General features: G+C 43.5%; 10 protein-coding genes and 1 tRNA gene. 6 read left to right on the top strand and 5 right to left on the bottom strand.

All coding sequences use genetic code 11. The annotated features are described in order from the left end of the window. The first annotated feature begins 73 nt into the window (after positions 1 to 73). Positions 74 to 2,503 (top strand): glycoside hydrolase family 2 TIM barrel-domain containing protein, encoded by a 2,430-nt coding sequence (locus tag ACFQZS_RS15985; RefSeq protein ID WP_377101937.1) that lies wholly within the window; start codon positions 74 to 76, stop codon positions 2,501 to 2,503. 48 nt (positions 2,504 to 2,551) lie between these two features. On the opposite strand, the gene ACFQZS_RS15980 is transcribed toward ACFQZS_RS15985, so the two are convergent. The 4 genes from ACFQZS_RS15980 to ACFQZS_RS15965 all read right to left on the bottom strand — a co-directional run bounded on the left by ACFQZS_RS15980 (position 2,552) and on the right by ACFQZS_RS15965 (position 5,813). Further along, complete coding sequence (locus ACFQZS_RS15980) at positions 2,552 to 4,363, bottom strand: M56 family metallopeptidase (RefSeq protein WP_377101936.1); 1,812 nt, start codon at positions 4,361 to 4,363, stop codon at positions 2,552 to 2,554. Between the two features lie 24 nt (positions 4,364 to 4,387). Then, positions 4,388 to 4,774 carry a BlaI/MecI/CopY family transcriptional regulator gene (locus ACFQZS_RS15975; protein WP_377101935.1) on the bottom strand — a complete coding sequence of 129 codons (387 nt, stop codon included), beginning with the start codon at positions 4,772 to 4,774 and terminating at the stop codon, positions 4,388 to 4,390. A gap of 523 nt (positions 4,775 to 5,297) precedes the next feature. Beyond that, a tRNA-Val gene (locus ACFQZS_RS15970) sits at positions 5,298 to 5,372 on the bottom strand. Positions 5,373 to 5,495: 123 nt separating this feature from the next. After that, complete coding sequence (locus ACFQZS_RS15965; protein ID WP_377101934.1) at positions 5,496 to 5,813, bottom strand: hypothetical protein; 318 nt, start codon at positions 5,811 to 5,813, stop codon at positions 5,496 to 5,498. Between the two features lie 414 nt (positions 5,814 to 6,227). Between ACFQZS_RS15965 and pdeM the strand changes: the two genes are divergently transcribed. Then, a complete protein-coding gene (pdeM, locus tag ACFQZS_RS15960; protein WP_377101933.1) occupies positions 6,228 to 6,890 on the top strand; it encodes a ligase-associated DNA damage response endonuclease PdeM in 663 nt (220 codons plus the stop codon). Positions 6,891 to 6,907: 17 nt separating this feature from the next. Here the strand turns inward: pdeM and ACFQZS_RS15955 are convergent, their stop codons facing one another. After that, on the bottom strand, positions 6,908 to 8,047 hold the full coding sequence (locus ACFQZS_RS15955; protein ID WP_377101932.1) for a TlpA family protein disulfide reductase: 1,140 nt from the start codon (positions 8,045 to 8,047) through the stop codon (positions 6,908 to 6,910). Positions 8,048 to 8,240: 193 nt separating this feature from the next. Between ACFQZS_RS15955 and ACFQZS_RS15950 the strand changes: the two genes are divergently transcribed. The 4 genes from ACFQZS_RS15950 (at position 8,241) to ACFQZS_RS15935 (ending at position 12,540) form a co-directional block, all read left to right on the top strand. Next, positions 8,241 to 9,023, top strand: coding sequence for a succinate dehydrogenase cytochrome b subunit (locus ACFQZS_RS15950; protein ID WP_377101931.1), 783 nt, complete (start codon positions 8,241 to 8,243; stop codon positions 9,021 to 9,023). A 50-nt stretch (positions 9,024 to 9,073) separates the two neighbouring features. Beyond that, the gene (locus ACFQZS_RS15945) at positions 9,074 to 11,008 is read left to right on the top strand and encodes a fumarate reductase/succinate dehydrogenase flavoprotein subunit (RefSeq protein ID WP_377101930.1); all 1,935 of its coding nucleotides are present in this window, start codon (positions 9,074 to 9,076) and stop codon (positions 11,006 to 11,008) included. A 99-nt stretch (positions 11,009 to 11,107) separates the two neighbouring features. Further along, positions 11,108 to 11,722: a ferritin-like domain-containing protein gene (locus ACFQZS_RS15940; protein ID WP_377101929.1), complete on the top strand. Its 615-nt coding sequence runs from the start codon at positions 11,108 to 11,110 to the stop codon at positions 11,720 to 11,722. Between the two features lie 20 nt (positions 11,723 to 11,742). Further along, positions 11,743 to 12,540 (top strand): succinate dehydrogenase/fumarate reductase iron-sulfur subunit, encoded by a 798-nt coding sequence (locus ACFQZS_RS15935; protein ID WP_377101928.1) that lies wholly within the window; start codon positions 11,743 to 11,745, stop codon positions 12,538 to 12,540. Positions 12,541 to 12,683 lie beyond the last annotated feature (143 nt).

Here is a 12,683-nt window from a genome sequence, read left to right as displayed (position 1 = left end):
ATTTTTCTTGCTAAGTCTTAATAGATTGTCAAAAAAACAGTATAATTGAATACCCAATAACAACCAATCTGTTATGAAACCTAACGTTATATTGCTTATAACTCTTTGCTTTGTTTTTATAAATTTAAGCACCAATGCGCAAAATGCAAGAAATGAATCGCTTTTTGACGCAAACTGGAAATTTTATAGGGGAGACGTAAACGGCGCAGAAGCAAATGCCTTTAACGATGCAACGTGGAGAAATATTGACCTGCCGCATGATTGGAGCATTGAAAACTTACCTGATCAAAAACCCGGCGAAATAGTTGGGCCCTTTTCTAAACAAAGTCCCGGCAATACAGCTACCGGCTACGTTATGGGGGGCACAGCGTGGTACAGAAAAACGTTTACCCTAAAAGCCGGTGAGCCTTACACACAAACCATCATCAACTTTGATGGTGTATACATGAATTGTGAAGTATATGTAAACGGGAAATTATTAGCCAAACAGCCATACGGTTATACCCCATTTGATGTGGATATCAGTGCTGCGCTGAAACCGGCCGGGCAACCCAACCTAATAGCTGTAAAAGTGCCCAACGAAGGCAGAAATTCGCGCTGGTATAGTGGCTCAGGTATCTACAGGCACGTTTATCTGATCAGGAAGCAGCCTGTGCACCTGGCACAAAACGGGGTTTGGGTAAATACAGAAAGCCTGTCAGCCAATCAGGCTAAGGTTAAAGTTTCGGCCATTGTAGAAAGTGCAGCTAAAACTTCTGCACTCCAACTTTTAATTAAACTTATCGGTCCGGATGGTAAAGTTGCTCAAACTGCAACCGTTCCTGTTACTGCCGGAAAACAGACAGATCAATTAATCATCGTTAATAAGCCAAAAGCGTGGTCGGTTGAAAAGCCGGATCTGTATACCGCCAGTGTTGAAGTTATCCGCAACGGCAAAACATTGGATAAAAGCACCACTGCATTTGGCATACGTACCATTCATTTTGATGCTGCCACAGGTTTTACGTTAAACGGCAAAAGGGTGCTGTTAAAAGGCGGCTGTCTGCATCATGACAATGGCTTTTTAGGCTCTACTACTATTGACCGTGCCGAAGAGCGCCGCGTTGAGCTGATGAGGGCTAATGGCTTCAATGCTATCCGCACCAGCCATAACCCGCCATCTAAACAGTTTTTAGATGCCTGCGACAGAAATGGCATATTGGTTATTGATGAAGCCTTTGATATGTGGGAGCGGCCCAAAAACCCACAGGATTATCACCTGTATTTTAAAGAGTGGTGGAAAAAGGATCTGAAAGCATTAATTCACCGCGACAGGAACCACCCTTCGGTAATTTTCTGGAGCATAGGCAACGAGATCAATGAACGTGTAGACTCGCTGGGCCTGGCTATTGAGAAAGAACTGGTTGCAGAGGTAAAGCGTTTGGATAACACCCGGCCTGTTACCGAAGCCATTTGTAGCTTTTGGGATCATCCGGGTTATAAGTGGGAAAGTACTATTCCGGCATTTGCCATGCTTGACGTTGGCGGGTATAACTATATGTGGAAAGAGTACGAGGCCGACCATCAGAAATTTCCGCAAAGGGTGATGATGGGTACAGAATCATATCCTAAAGAAGCTTATGATTACTGGAACTTAGTGGAGAAAAACCCTTATATAATAGGTGATTTTGTTTGGACAGCGATGGACTATTTTGGCGAAACAGGATTGGGCAACAGCAGGCTGAACGATGAAACCGTAAGAGGCATTTTAAGGCCGTTCCCGTGGTTTAACGGCTTTTGCGGTGATATTGACATCACCGGAACCAAAAAGACCCAAATGCTTTACAGGGACGTAATATGGCGAAACAGCCAGTTAGAAATGGCCGTGCATGCTCCTGTCCCCGAAGGGAAAAGAGAAATTGTTAGCCAGTGGGGCTGGCCGGATGAATGGCAAAGCTGGAACTGGGCCGGTAACGAAGGAAAAACCATGGATGTACGGGTATTTACACGCTATCCGCTGGTACGCCTGGAGTTAAACGGAAAGGTTATAGCTGAGCAAAAAGCAGGTGACGACACCAAACTGATAGCGACATTTAAAGTGCCTTATCAGCCGGGCACACTCAAAGCGATAGGTATTAAAGATGGAAAGGAGATGGAGTCGAGGCTGCTTACAACTACCAGGACTCCCGCCAGGATCAAGCTTATTGCAGATAGAAAGAGCATTAAGGCTAACCGCAATGATCTGTCGTACGTTAAGATCGTTATTACAGATGCGCAGGGTAATATTATACCTGATGCAACCATCCCGGTAAAACTCACCATTTCTGGCGATGGGGAAATAGCAGGATCAGGCAGCGCATCTCCTAACGATATGGAAAGCGTAAACAGCCCCATCTGCAAAACTTACCGGGGCCAGGCACTGGCAATATTACGGCCATTAGCAAACAACAAAAAGGGAAGTATTAAATTAAAGGTTGATGCTGCAGGATTGAGCAGCGGAGAAGTGGTGGTTGAGTTGAAATAATGTGAAAAAAGAAGTCCTACGCTGCCGTAGGGCTTCTTTCTACGGTAATTACTGGGTTCTGACAGAACTGTAGTTCCAGCCACTTTGACCACCCGGTGCATTTTTTAAAAAGTCATTAAAATATTTTTGGAAAACTTCGTCGGGTTGCTTTTTGCCGTTTACTATAAACTCATCATTATTTAGCGTAAAAGAAAAACTGTCTTCGCCCTTTGTGTAAAGTTTATCTTTTGCCATTTCCAAAATAATTTGGTTTATGGTTTCCCGCTGCTGCGTTCTATCAAATTTTGGAATATCCTTTTTAAATAGTGCCCGGTATTTCTGAGCCAGGGCTTCAGATTGTACCTTCCCATTTACCACAAATATCTTTTCGTTAATACTAAAGGGTACGGGTTTGCCCTCTTGCATTAAACCATCCTTTACCATCTCTTCCCAGATAGGGCCGGTGGCTTTTGGTGTATTTGCATTAACGGTTGTAGCTGGTGGTGTTAGTGGAGCAGAGCTGTTTGCAGAATCCAACCTTGTTAGCGCATTTGTGTTCGTTTTGGGTGAATTGGTTACCGAAACACTTACTGTACTCGTTTCGTTGACAATTACTCCGCCTGTTGTAATACTTTTCTTAAGTGAATCTACCCGTCTAAACCACGCTGCCTCATCAAAAGGGACTTGCTTATTGGTGTTATTAGGGATGGTATCTATCTGCGCGGGCTTTTGTTTTAACCTGATTGGAGCAGGAGCCACCCTTTCAGCAACATTATTTTTGCTCTCATCCCTTTGTGTAATAGTATTAACTACCTGCTTAATGGTATTCTTAATAGTTTCTTTTTGTTCAAAAGCCGACAGGCACAAGCCAATTATAACAACACAGATAGTGAGCAAGGTCTTTTCAAATGTATTGAGGCTATGGTTACTGTTGTTTACCATACGTTTTACCCGGCTCATTAAACTGTCTTTTTGGCCCGATAAAGCTACCGCATAAGCAGGTTTAGCTTGCCGGTATTCTTCGCAACTTACCAGTGCCTGTATATAATTATGTTTGCCGGTGCCGTTGGTTAGCGCAATATCGTCGCAACAGTTTTCGCGCTCAATTTTAATTAAATGTGATACCCACAATACAGCAGGGTTAAAAAAGAAAATTATCTCTACAAAGCTTTGCAGCAGGTTAACCAAATAATCGCGACGGGAGATATGCGCCAGTTCATGCATTAATATGGCTTCCACCTCAGCAGTGCTTAAAGCGGTTAACAGCCCTATCGGCATCAGTATAACCGGATTTAAATTGCCAATTACCATAGGAACTTTTGCCGCGCCCGATTCCAGTAGTTCAACTTTTTGTGTTATGCCCAGGCGCCGCGCCATTTGCTGTACAGTTGTGTTCCACTGTTCTGTTGCCTGGTGAGTATCTCTACGCTTTAAACGGTAAACATCCTGTAAACCCACCCCCATTTGAATAGCCTTAATGCAAATGATAAGAAACCAGATGAGTACTATAGTATCATGATGGTTGGCGACGTAGGCAGAAACATCTGTTAGATAATTGTGCTGTACCTGCAGTGGCGATGTAACCACCGTTGTCGCCGGGTAAATACTGCCCGTAAAATTACCTGTAGATAAAGCAACGGCCGACCGGTGAATATTGCTAAACTCTCGTCCAAATATTACTGCGGATGCAATGTTAAACAATACCAACAGGCCTACCAGTAAATTGTAACGCGTGGCCGAACTTGTCTTTCGGGTAAGCAAAATTACCAGCGCCGCAAACGCGGCCAATACAATGCCCAAAACTAATGAATACAGCAATGTGGTACTTAGCGCCATCATTATTTTATCAAGTAAGGCGGGGGTAATTACAGAGGCTAACATAATTTATCAGGTTTAGGTAAGTGTTTATTTATTTTCTAATTTATCCAACATTTGACGGATACTATCAAGGTCTTCCTTTGACGCTTTTTTGTTGCCTAACAGCTGCATAACCAGTTTGCCTGCCGACCCTTGATACACCGAGTCGATAAATCTGTCCAGCAGGTGATCTTTGGTTTTGTGTTCTGCTTCTATTACGTGATAGATGTGTTTCATCTGGCTCTCATCGCGTTTTAGGATGCGCTTTTCAGCCATGATCTGCATTAGCTTCAAGGTAGTAGTATAGTTTACATCCTTCTGCTTAAGCAACTCGTCATTAACCGCGCGAACGGTCAGCGGGCCTTTTTCCCATAGCACCTGCAATATTTCCAGTTCAGATTTGGTGGGTTCCACCCTCTTGTTTTGATCTTCCATAATATCGAATAGATCAAAGGTAGGAACATTTTCGTACGAAGCAAATATTAGGATAATTTTTTGAAAATATTTTTTAATTCGTGTTGTTCGTACAGATTAAAAGGGCTTTGCGAACACACTTTGAAAGGATATGAAAGTTAGGCGTAATAAAAAAAACCTTTAGTATTTGCGCAGGTGAGAATTGTTTTTAAAAAAATGAAGTTATTATTGATGTGCCCGAAGATAGTTCGAGTCCCTCCTCGGCTATACGAGTTCGAATCTCGTTCCGGGCACCCTTTATCTTAACTTGTTTTCTAAAAAATATAACCATGGGAACTAACAAATTTGAAAATTGGGAGCCTAAAAATTATTGGGTTTTCCATGAAAATGGGGGCGAAAATTTAATGGGATGCCATTGTTTAACACCTTATGACGATTGCGGCTGCGACGATAGTGACTCTCCCGATGTAATCGGGATGCACTAAACCAGCAAAAAACGTGTAAACAAAAAAGTCCAACATTTCTGTCGGACTTTTCTTTTAAGTGGGAGTTACTGGGTTCGAACCAGTGACCCTCTGCTTGTAAGGCAGATGCTCTGAACCAGCTGAGCTAAACTCCCTTGTTTTGGGACTGCAAATATAGAATTCGCAAACAACTCTGCAAAAATAATTTTCACTTTATTTTATCACCCTCATATAGTGTTATTTACAGTTCGGCTAGCCTGGAAAATGGCTGTTTATGGTTACATGGCAATATCATTGCTATGGCCCGGACGCGGGTCTTCGGGTAAAATTTCCATTTCGGGGTAGTTAATATATTCCGCGTACCATTGTATCGCGCCTACTACATCCAGCGCATCCTCGGCGGTTATGTCAATGGTCTCAAAAGCGTAAAGTTTATTATGGGCATAGCCAAAAAGCTGTATTTCGTTCGGATCCGCGCTTATTTTATCGCTATCCAAACAGTAAACCCTGATCTTTAAACCGGTATCTCTTGAGTGTATTACGTCTCTGCAAGGATTTTTCGGGTCGGTAGCTAATAAATACACATTGTACTCCATATTTCTTCTAACAATAGTTTGATGCGAAAGGTTTCACAATTATTTTGCTTAGTGGCAATTATTATAGCGGTGCTATATCGCCTCTCATCACACCCCATTGACGACATTTAGTAATAGTTAAATAAAAGCGCGGGGAATTATGGCAAAAATTACCCAATTAGGGGAAGTATTTTCCTGTTAGTAAAATATTTCCACACCCTGTAGTTGTATTTTGACCCAAAAACGCATAAAATACTCTTGGCATTTTTTTTGGATGACGTAAAGCCATAGGCCCACCCAAAGGGCTGTTTTTCATAGGTAGATGTAGGGTCGTAAAACTGCGAGAGTTTTCCGACCCTTTTTTTATGCCTCAAAAACTGTCATCACCCATCAACGCCGCAAAACAGATTACATCCAATTTATTATTTTTGCCGGATGACGATAAGCGCGGGTGCATCATTTAAATTACTTGATCAGGATCTGTTATTACTACCCCAAAAAGCTATTTACTGGCAGCAGCAACAAACGCTGTTGGTGGCCGATGTACATTTGGGTAAAACCGGGCATTTCAGAAAAGCCGGAATAGCCGTTCCGCGCGATATGGAACAAAATGATCTGGCTACGCTATCAGACCTGGTGAACGAGTTTAAACCCAACCGTATTATTTTTTTAGGCGATCTGTTCCACAGCGATATCAACGCCGACTGGGAATGGTTTGCTATGTGGCGGCAACAGTTCCCCCAACTTATAATTGATCTGGTAAGAGGTAATCATGATATTATTGCGGATAAGTATTATGATCAGTTAAATATCGCCCTGCATAAACAAATGATAATGGGGCCATTTTTAATGCTGCATCACCCGCTAACCGAAGCCGATCTGCAATTAGTTGAGCAATATGCTTTCTGTGGCCACATTCATCCCGGCATTAATTTAACCGGAAAAGGCCGGCAAAGCATCACATTACCCTGCTTCGCATTTGGCAGTAAACAGGCTATACTGCCCTCGTTCGGCAAATTTACAGGCCGCGTAGCCGTACAAACCTGTAAAACCGACAAAATATTTGCGGTGCTGAAAGATAAGGTGATACCGTGTTAGCTTAAAATGCGTTGCTGTCAATGCTTCGCCATATAATCGTTAACAGCTACTTCAAGCTCATAGTAGTCTGTACAACGTTTAATTATGCGGCCGTTGCCTTCCAACAAATAGTAAGTAGGTATTTTTGTAATAGCCCAATTTTCACCATTGGGCGATGCGTCACCTTTCAGATCAGAAACTTGCGTCCAGGTCATGTTGCTTTTGGCAATATAGGCCAGCCATTTAACACGGTTATCATCAAACGATACACTTACAACATCAAGGCCCTTGCCTTTATACTTAGGCAGCAGGTTTGTTGCCATTTCTATATGGTCCCGCAAACTTTGCGAATTGAGTGCCCGCCAAAAATCAACTATAATAACCTTTTTATTAAGCGCCTTCAGGTCTACCGTTTTTCCGTCGGGTGTAGTGCCCTCAATTTCGGGGGCCTCTCCACCAGCGGCTAAACGGGTAAGCTGGTTCAATTTTTCTTCTAACTGTTTTCCCTCATCGGTACTTTTTGCAGCGCTGCTAAGCTTCTTAAAAACCTCGTTATAACCAACCGGGTTTAACTGGTACTCGGTGTTCAACATCAAATGAGGCGTAATTTCACTATCAGCATGCTGCTTTACAAAAGCATTAAATAAAGCAACCATATCAACCACGTTGGCGTCTAACTGCTTATTGCGTAGTTGCTGCATTCTGGTGTCGCGTTCGGTAAAGGTCAATGCCTCGTCGTCAAGCTTGTGCATTTCCGCATCATACGACATTACTTTGGCTCGCGCTGATTCTTTAGCAGCCTTCAGCATATCCTGATAAGCTGAAAGATCAGCCTGCTTTTTTGATGTGCTTGTTATCTTTGGATATGCATTTGCACTTCTCGCGTCGATATCAATAGTATAGTAAACACCCGGTTCAAGGTAAATTTCATGTTTTGCAGACTGGCTATTACCTGCAAAGCATACCAATTGATAAAAACCCGCGGATTGCAGGGCCTGTTTATTAATATAAAATTTGCCTTTGGTTATTTCGCCCTGGTAAATTATCTCGTTTGCAGAATTGCTTATCATCACCTTACCGGTGTTGGCACCCAAAACTGTTCCTGTAAATTCAACCGTGTTGTTGCCACAGCCTGTCAATAAAAAAACGGCAGCTAAAAAGAAAAAAAAGTAGCGCATATATAAAGTTTAGCGGAGGCAATTTATCTAAAGTAATGCATTTTTTAAAGCTGATTTTAAAATGTTACATGGTCAAAACCCCGTCATTTTTTTAGATTGATTCTAAATAACTATTTGATAGGTAAAACCCTGATTGCCTTTCTATCTTTCGGCATTTAATAAATACTTTTGACAAAAAATTTTTAGATACATAATGAGTGAATTTAAACAAACTCTAAACTCATCGCTGGGTAAAAAACTGGTAATGGCACTAACGGGCCTGTTTTTGTGTACGTTTATTATTGTACACCTTAGCGGTAATCTATCGTTGTTTAAGCACGATAACGGACAGGCATTTAATGCGTATGCCCATTTCATGACGCATTTCCCGCCAATTAAGGTAGTGTCGTATTTATTGTACCTGTCAATAGCGGTTCACTCTGTTTACGCTTTGGTTTTAACGGTGAAGAACCGCAAGGCTCGTCCGATAGCGTATGCTTCACAATCAAAATCACCTGCGTCATGGTCATCAAAAAACATGGGATTGCTGGGGTCAGTGTTGCTGCTTTTCATTGTTATACACATGAAAGATTTTTGGTTTAATTATCATGATTTTGCAGGCAACTCAACCGTAACTTATAAAGAATACAAAACTGACCTTACCACCGGCAAGCAAATATCTGCTATTGATCTTCCGGCCGGCGAATACGAATATGCTGTTTACACAGAAGGCACTACCGAGGTAATGATTGCCAAAGACCTTAACAAAACCGTTGAGATCGCTTTTAAGCAATGGTGGTATGTAGCATTCTATGTGTTGGCAATGATTGCTGTATCGTTTCACCTGCTGCATGGTTTCCAGAGCGCTTTTCAAACCCTGGGTTGGACGCATAGAAAATATACGCCTGTAGTTCAGTTTATAGGTACGTGGTTCTTCGCCGTTATTATACCTATTGGTTTCGCGTTGATGCCAGTAGTTTATTTTTTCTGCAGATAGGCAGACAGAGGTTATTGTTTTAGGATAGAGAATTAAGAAATAAAGAAAATATGAAGTTAGACGCGAAGATCCCTGCCGGCCCACTGGCCGAAAAATGGGGCAAGCATAAATTTAACTTAAAGCTGGTTAACCCTGCCAACAAACGTAAGTATGACGTTATTGTGGTAGGTACAGGTTTAGCCGGTGCTTCGGCAGCAGCCACTTTAGGCGAGTTGGGTTATAATGTAAAAGCTTTTTGCTTTCAGGATAGTCCGCGTCGCGCGCACTCTATAGCTGCGCAAGGTGGTATAAACGCGGCAAAAAACTATCAGAACGATGGTGACAGTGTTTACCGCTTGTTTTATGATACCATTAAAGGTGGCGACTACCGCGCACGAGAAGGTAACGTTCACCGTTTGGCCGAGGTTTCTGTAAATATTATCGACCAATGCGTAGCTCAAGGCGTACCTTTTGCCCGCGAATATGGCGGCTTGCTGGATAATCGTTCATTTGGTGGTTCACAAGTATCACGGACGTTTTATGCCCGTGGTCAAACGGGACAGCAGTTGCTGTTAGGCGCTTACTCTGCGCTTAACCGCCAGATTCATAAAGGTAAAGTTAAAATGTATACCCGCAGCGAAATGCTGGACGTGGTTACTATTGACGGACACGCCAAAGGCATCATCACCCGTAATTTAACAACAGGCGAAATTGATACCCACACCGGTCATGCTGTATTGTTGTGTACAGGTGGTTACGGTAACGTGTTCTACCTGTCAACCAACGCTATCGGCTCTAACGTAACAGCAGCATGGCGCGCGCACAAACGCGGTGCCTTGTTTGCTAACCCGTGCTATACGCAAATTCACCCAACCTGTATCCCGGTAACCGGCGACCATCAGTCTAAATTAACGCTGATGTCGGAATCATTACGTAATGACGGACGTGTTTGGGCACCAAAAACGGTTGAAACTGCCGAGAAAATGCGCAAGGGCCAGTTAAAGGCCAGCGATGTTAAAGAAGAAGACAGGGATTACTTCCTGGAACGTAAATATCCATCATTCGGTAACCTGGTACCGCGCGACGTGGCATCACGTAACGCCAAGGAGATGGTTGACGATAACCGTGGTGTTGGTGGATCAGGTATTGCCGTATTCCTTGACTTCGCTGATGCTATTAAGCGTCTTGGCCAGCCTGCCGTAGCTGCCAAATATGGCAACTTGTTTGATATGTACTATCAGATCACCAACGAGGACCCGTATACCCAGCCAATGCGTATTTACCCTGCGGTACACTATACCATGGGCGGCCTTTGGGTTGATTATAACCTGATGACCACCGTACCGGGCTTATACGCTTTGGGCGAATGTAATTTCTCTGATCACGGCGCTAACCGTTTAGGAGCTTCGGCGTTGATGCAGGGCCTGGCCGACGGATACTTTGTTATACCATACACTTTAGGCGATTACCTGGCTACCATCGGTCCAAAACCGGTTGATGCTAACCATCCTGCTTTTGCGCAAACTAAGACGGAAGTAATAGAACGCATAAATAAACTACTGGCGCTTAAAGGCACCAAAACAGTTAACGAGTACCACCGCGACCTTGGCCACATTATGTGGGAGTATTGCGGTATGGCACGCACCGAAGAGGGCCTGACCAAAGCAAAAGGATTGATAGCCGCGCTTAAGGTTGATTTCTGGAAAAACGCTTTGGTAATGGGAGCTAACGAAGAGATGAATGCCTCATTAGAAAGAGCCGGCCGCGTTGCCGACTTTATTGAACTGGGCGAACTGATGGTTGACGACGCGCTGATGCGTAAAGAATCATGCGGTGGCCACTTCAGGCTGGAATCGCAAACAGAAGAAGGCGAAGCATTGCGTGACGATGAGAACTTCCTGTTTGTTGGCGCGTGGCAGTTTAAAGGCGAAAATCAGCCCGAAGAATTGCATAAAGAAGAACTGATATTTGAGACGGTGCATCCGTCACAACGGAGTTATAAGTAGAAAGAACCAAGAGTCAAGATGCAAGAATCAAGACTTAATAGTTTTAAATTATAATTATCGATTGGTGAGTTGTGAATAGTGAGTTTTAATTAAAAGGATATGTTAAAAGATCCTGTATTGATAGACCTGCTGCAAAAAGCATATTCCGGCGAAAAGGCCGCTGCTTTTGCTTACCAGGGACATGCGGGATCAGTAAAAAGTGCCGATGAGAAATTGGCCATCAGGCAAATTGAAATAGACGAGTGGAACCACCGTGCCGAAGTGCTGGCAATGATGCAGCAATACGGTGTGCCGGTTTCTAAGCTACAGGAAGCTAAAAGCTACCTGATAGGCAAAGTAATAAGCGCGAGCTGTTACGTAATAGGTTGGTTTATGCCCTTCTATTTTGCCGGGAACCTGGAAAGCGGCAACGTATGCGAATACGTGCGGATGAAACGCCTTTTTAACGCGTTGGATATAACAGAGCACGATGCTGTTTTATATGAAATGAGCTTAAAGGAGAAGGAGCACGAGGTGTACTTTTACGAAAGTATAAAGAACAGCAAAATGCTCCCGTTTTTTGAGCGCTTCTTTAAATGGGGAAACAATAATAAAAAGAATGACATAGACCTGGATGCAGGTTTTTATTTAGAAGATACGAATAGGTATTGCCCTGGTTACGGAGAGAAAAAGCAAGCGCACGCTCCCGTTGATAAAGCAGTACAACAAGTTTAATAATACAAATATTCCAAAGCATGGAAAACAATCATATGAACCTCACACTTAAGGTGTGGAGACAGGCAAACGCCAAAACCTCGGGTAAAATGGTAACCTATAAGGCCGAAAACATTTCGCCTGATATGTCATTTTTAGAGATGCTTGACGTGGTGAACGAAAGCTTAACAAAAAAAGGCGAGGACCCTATACATTTTGATCACGATTGCCGCGAAGGTATTTGCGGTATGTGCTCTTTATATATTAACGGCCAGCCGCACGGGCCAAAACGCGCCATTACTACCTGCCAGCTGCACATGCGCAGCTTTCATGATGGCGAGACCATTACTATTGAGCCATGGCGCGCTGCTGCTTTCCCGGTTATAAAGGATCTGGCGGTTGACCGTTCTGCTTTTGACCGCATACAGCAGGCAGGCGGCTACGTATCTGTAAACACAGGTGGCGTGCCTGATGCTAACGAGATAGCCATCCCTAAGGTAATTGCCGACGAGGCCTTTAACTCTGCTACCTGTATTGGTTGCGGTGCCTGCGTAGCTGCTTGTAAAAATGCTTCGGCTATGCTGTTTGTATCGGCTAAGGTATCGCAATTTGCTTTGTTGCCACAGGGCCAGCCAGAGCGTTGGAGCCGTGTGCAAAGCATGGTTGCCCAAATGGACGAAGAAGGTTTTGGTAACTGTACCAACACCGGCGCCTGCGAAGCAGAATGCCCTAAAGAAATTACGCTGACCAACATCAGCCGCATGAATAATGACTACCTAAGCGCTAAGCTATTCCGCGAGGAAGGTGTGCATAGCGGTGATATAGGTGGCGGCGCATAAGCAATTCCTAAAGCAATATAAGTTAAGCCTTCCCGGATTCCGGGGAGGCTTTTTTTGTTGGCGGCGGTGCTCCGGAACAGGCGGAACAACGCGAAGCAACTTATAAGTCAGGAAGGTTAGCTTTAAAACTCGACCAATGGCTT

It is taken from the genome of Mucilaginibacter calamicampi, from assembly GCF_042676765.1.
Taxonomy (GTDB): Bacteria; Bacteroidota; Bacteroidia; order Sphingobacteriales; family Sphingobacteriaceae; genus Mucilaginibacter; species Mucilaginibacter calamicampi.
The sequence above is the reverse complement of the archived record's forward strand: the minus strand, read 5'-3'. Positions and strand labels throughout refer to the sequence as shown.

Excerpts from the sequence above, each read along its gene's own strand:
- pdeM (WP_377101933.1), top strand. The coding sequence starts at position 6,228 with ATGACGATAAGCGCGGGTGCATCATTTAAATTACTTGATCAGGATCTG.
- ACFQZS_RS15940 (WP_377101929.1), top strand. The coding sequence starts at position 11,108 with ATGTTAAAAGATCCTGTATTGATAGACCTGCTGCAAAAAGCATATTCC.
- ACFQZS_RS15985 (WP_377101937.1), top strand. The coding sequence starts at position 74 with ATGAAACCTAACGTTATATTGCTTATAACTCTTTGCTTTGTTTTTATA.
- ACFQZS_RS15980 (WP_377101936.1), bottom strand. The coding sequence starts at position 4,363 with ATGTTAGCCTCTGTAATTACCCCCGCCTTACTTGATAAAATAATGATG.
- ACFQZS_RS15955 (WP_377101932.1), bottom strand. The coding sequence starts at position 8,047 with ATGCGCTACTTTTTTTTCTTTTTAGCTGCCGTTTTTTTATTGACAGGC.
- ACFQZS_RS15950 (WP_377101931.1), top strand. The coding sequence starts at position 8,241 with ATGAGTGAATTTAAACAAACTCTAAACTCATCGCTGGGTAAAAAACTG.
- ACFQZS_RS15975 (WP_377101935.1), bottom strand. The coding sequence starts at position 4,774 with ATGGAAGATCAAAACAAGAGGGTGGAACCCACCAAATCTGAACTGGAA.
- ACFQZS_RS15935 (WP_377101928.1), top strand. The coding sequence starts at position 11,743 with ATGGAAAACAATCATATGAACCTCACACTTAAGGTGTGGAGACAGGCA.
- ACFQZS_RS15965 (WP_377101934.1), bottom strand. The coding sequence starts at position 5,813 with ATGGAGTACAATGTGTATTTATTAGCTACCGACCCGAAAAATCCTTGC.
- ACFQZS_RS15945 (WP_377101930.1), top strand. The coding sequence starts at position 9,074 with ATGAAGTTAGACGCGAAGATCCCTGCCGGCCCACTGGCCGAAAAATGG.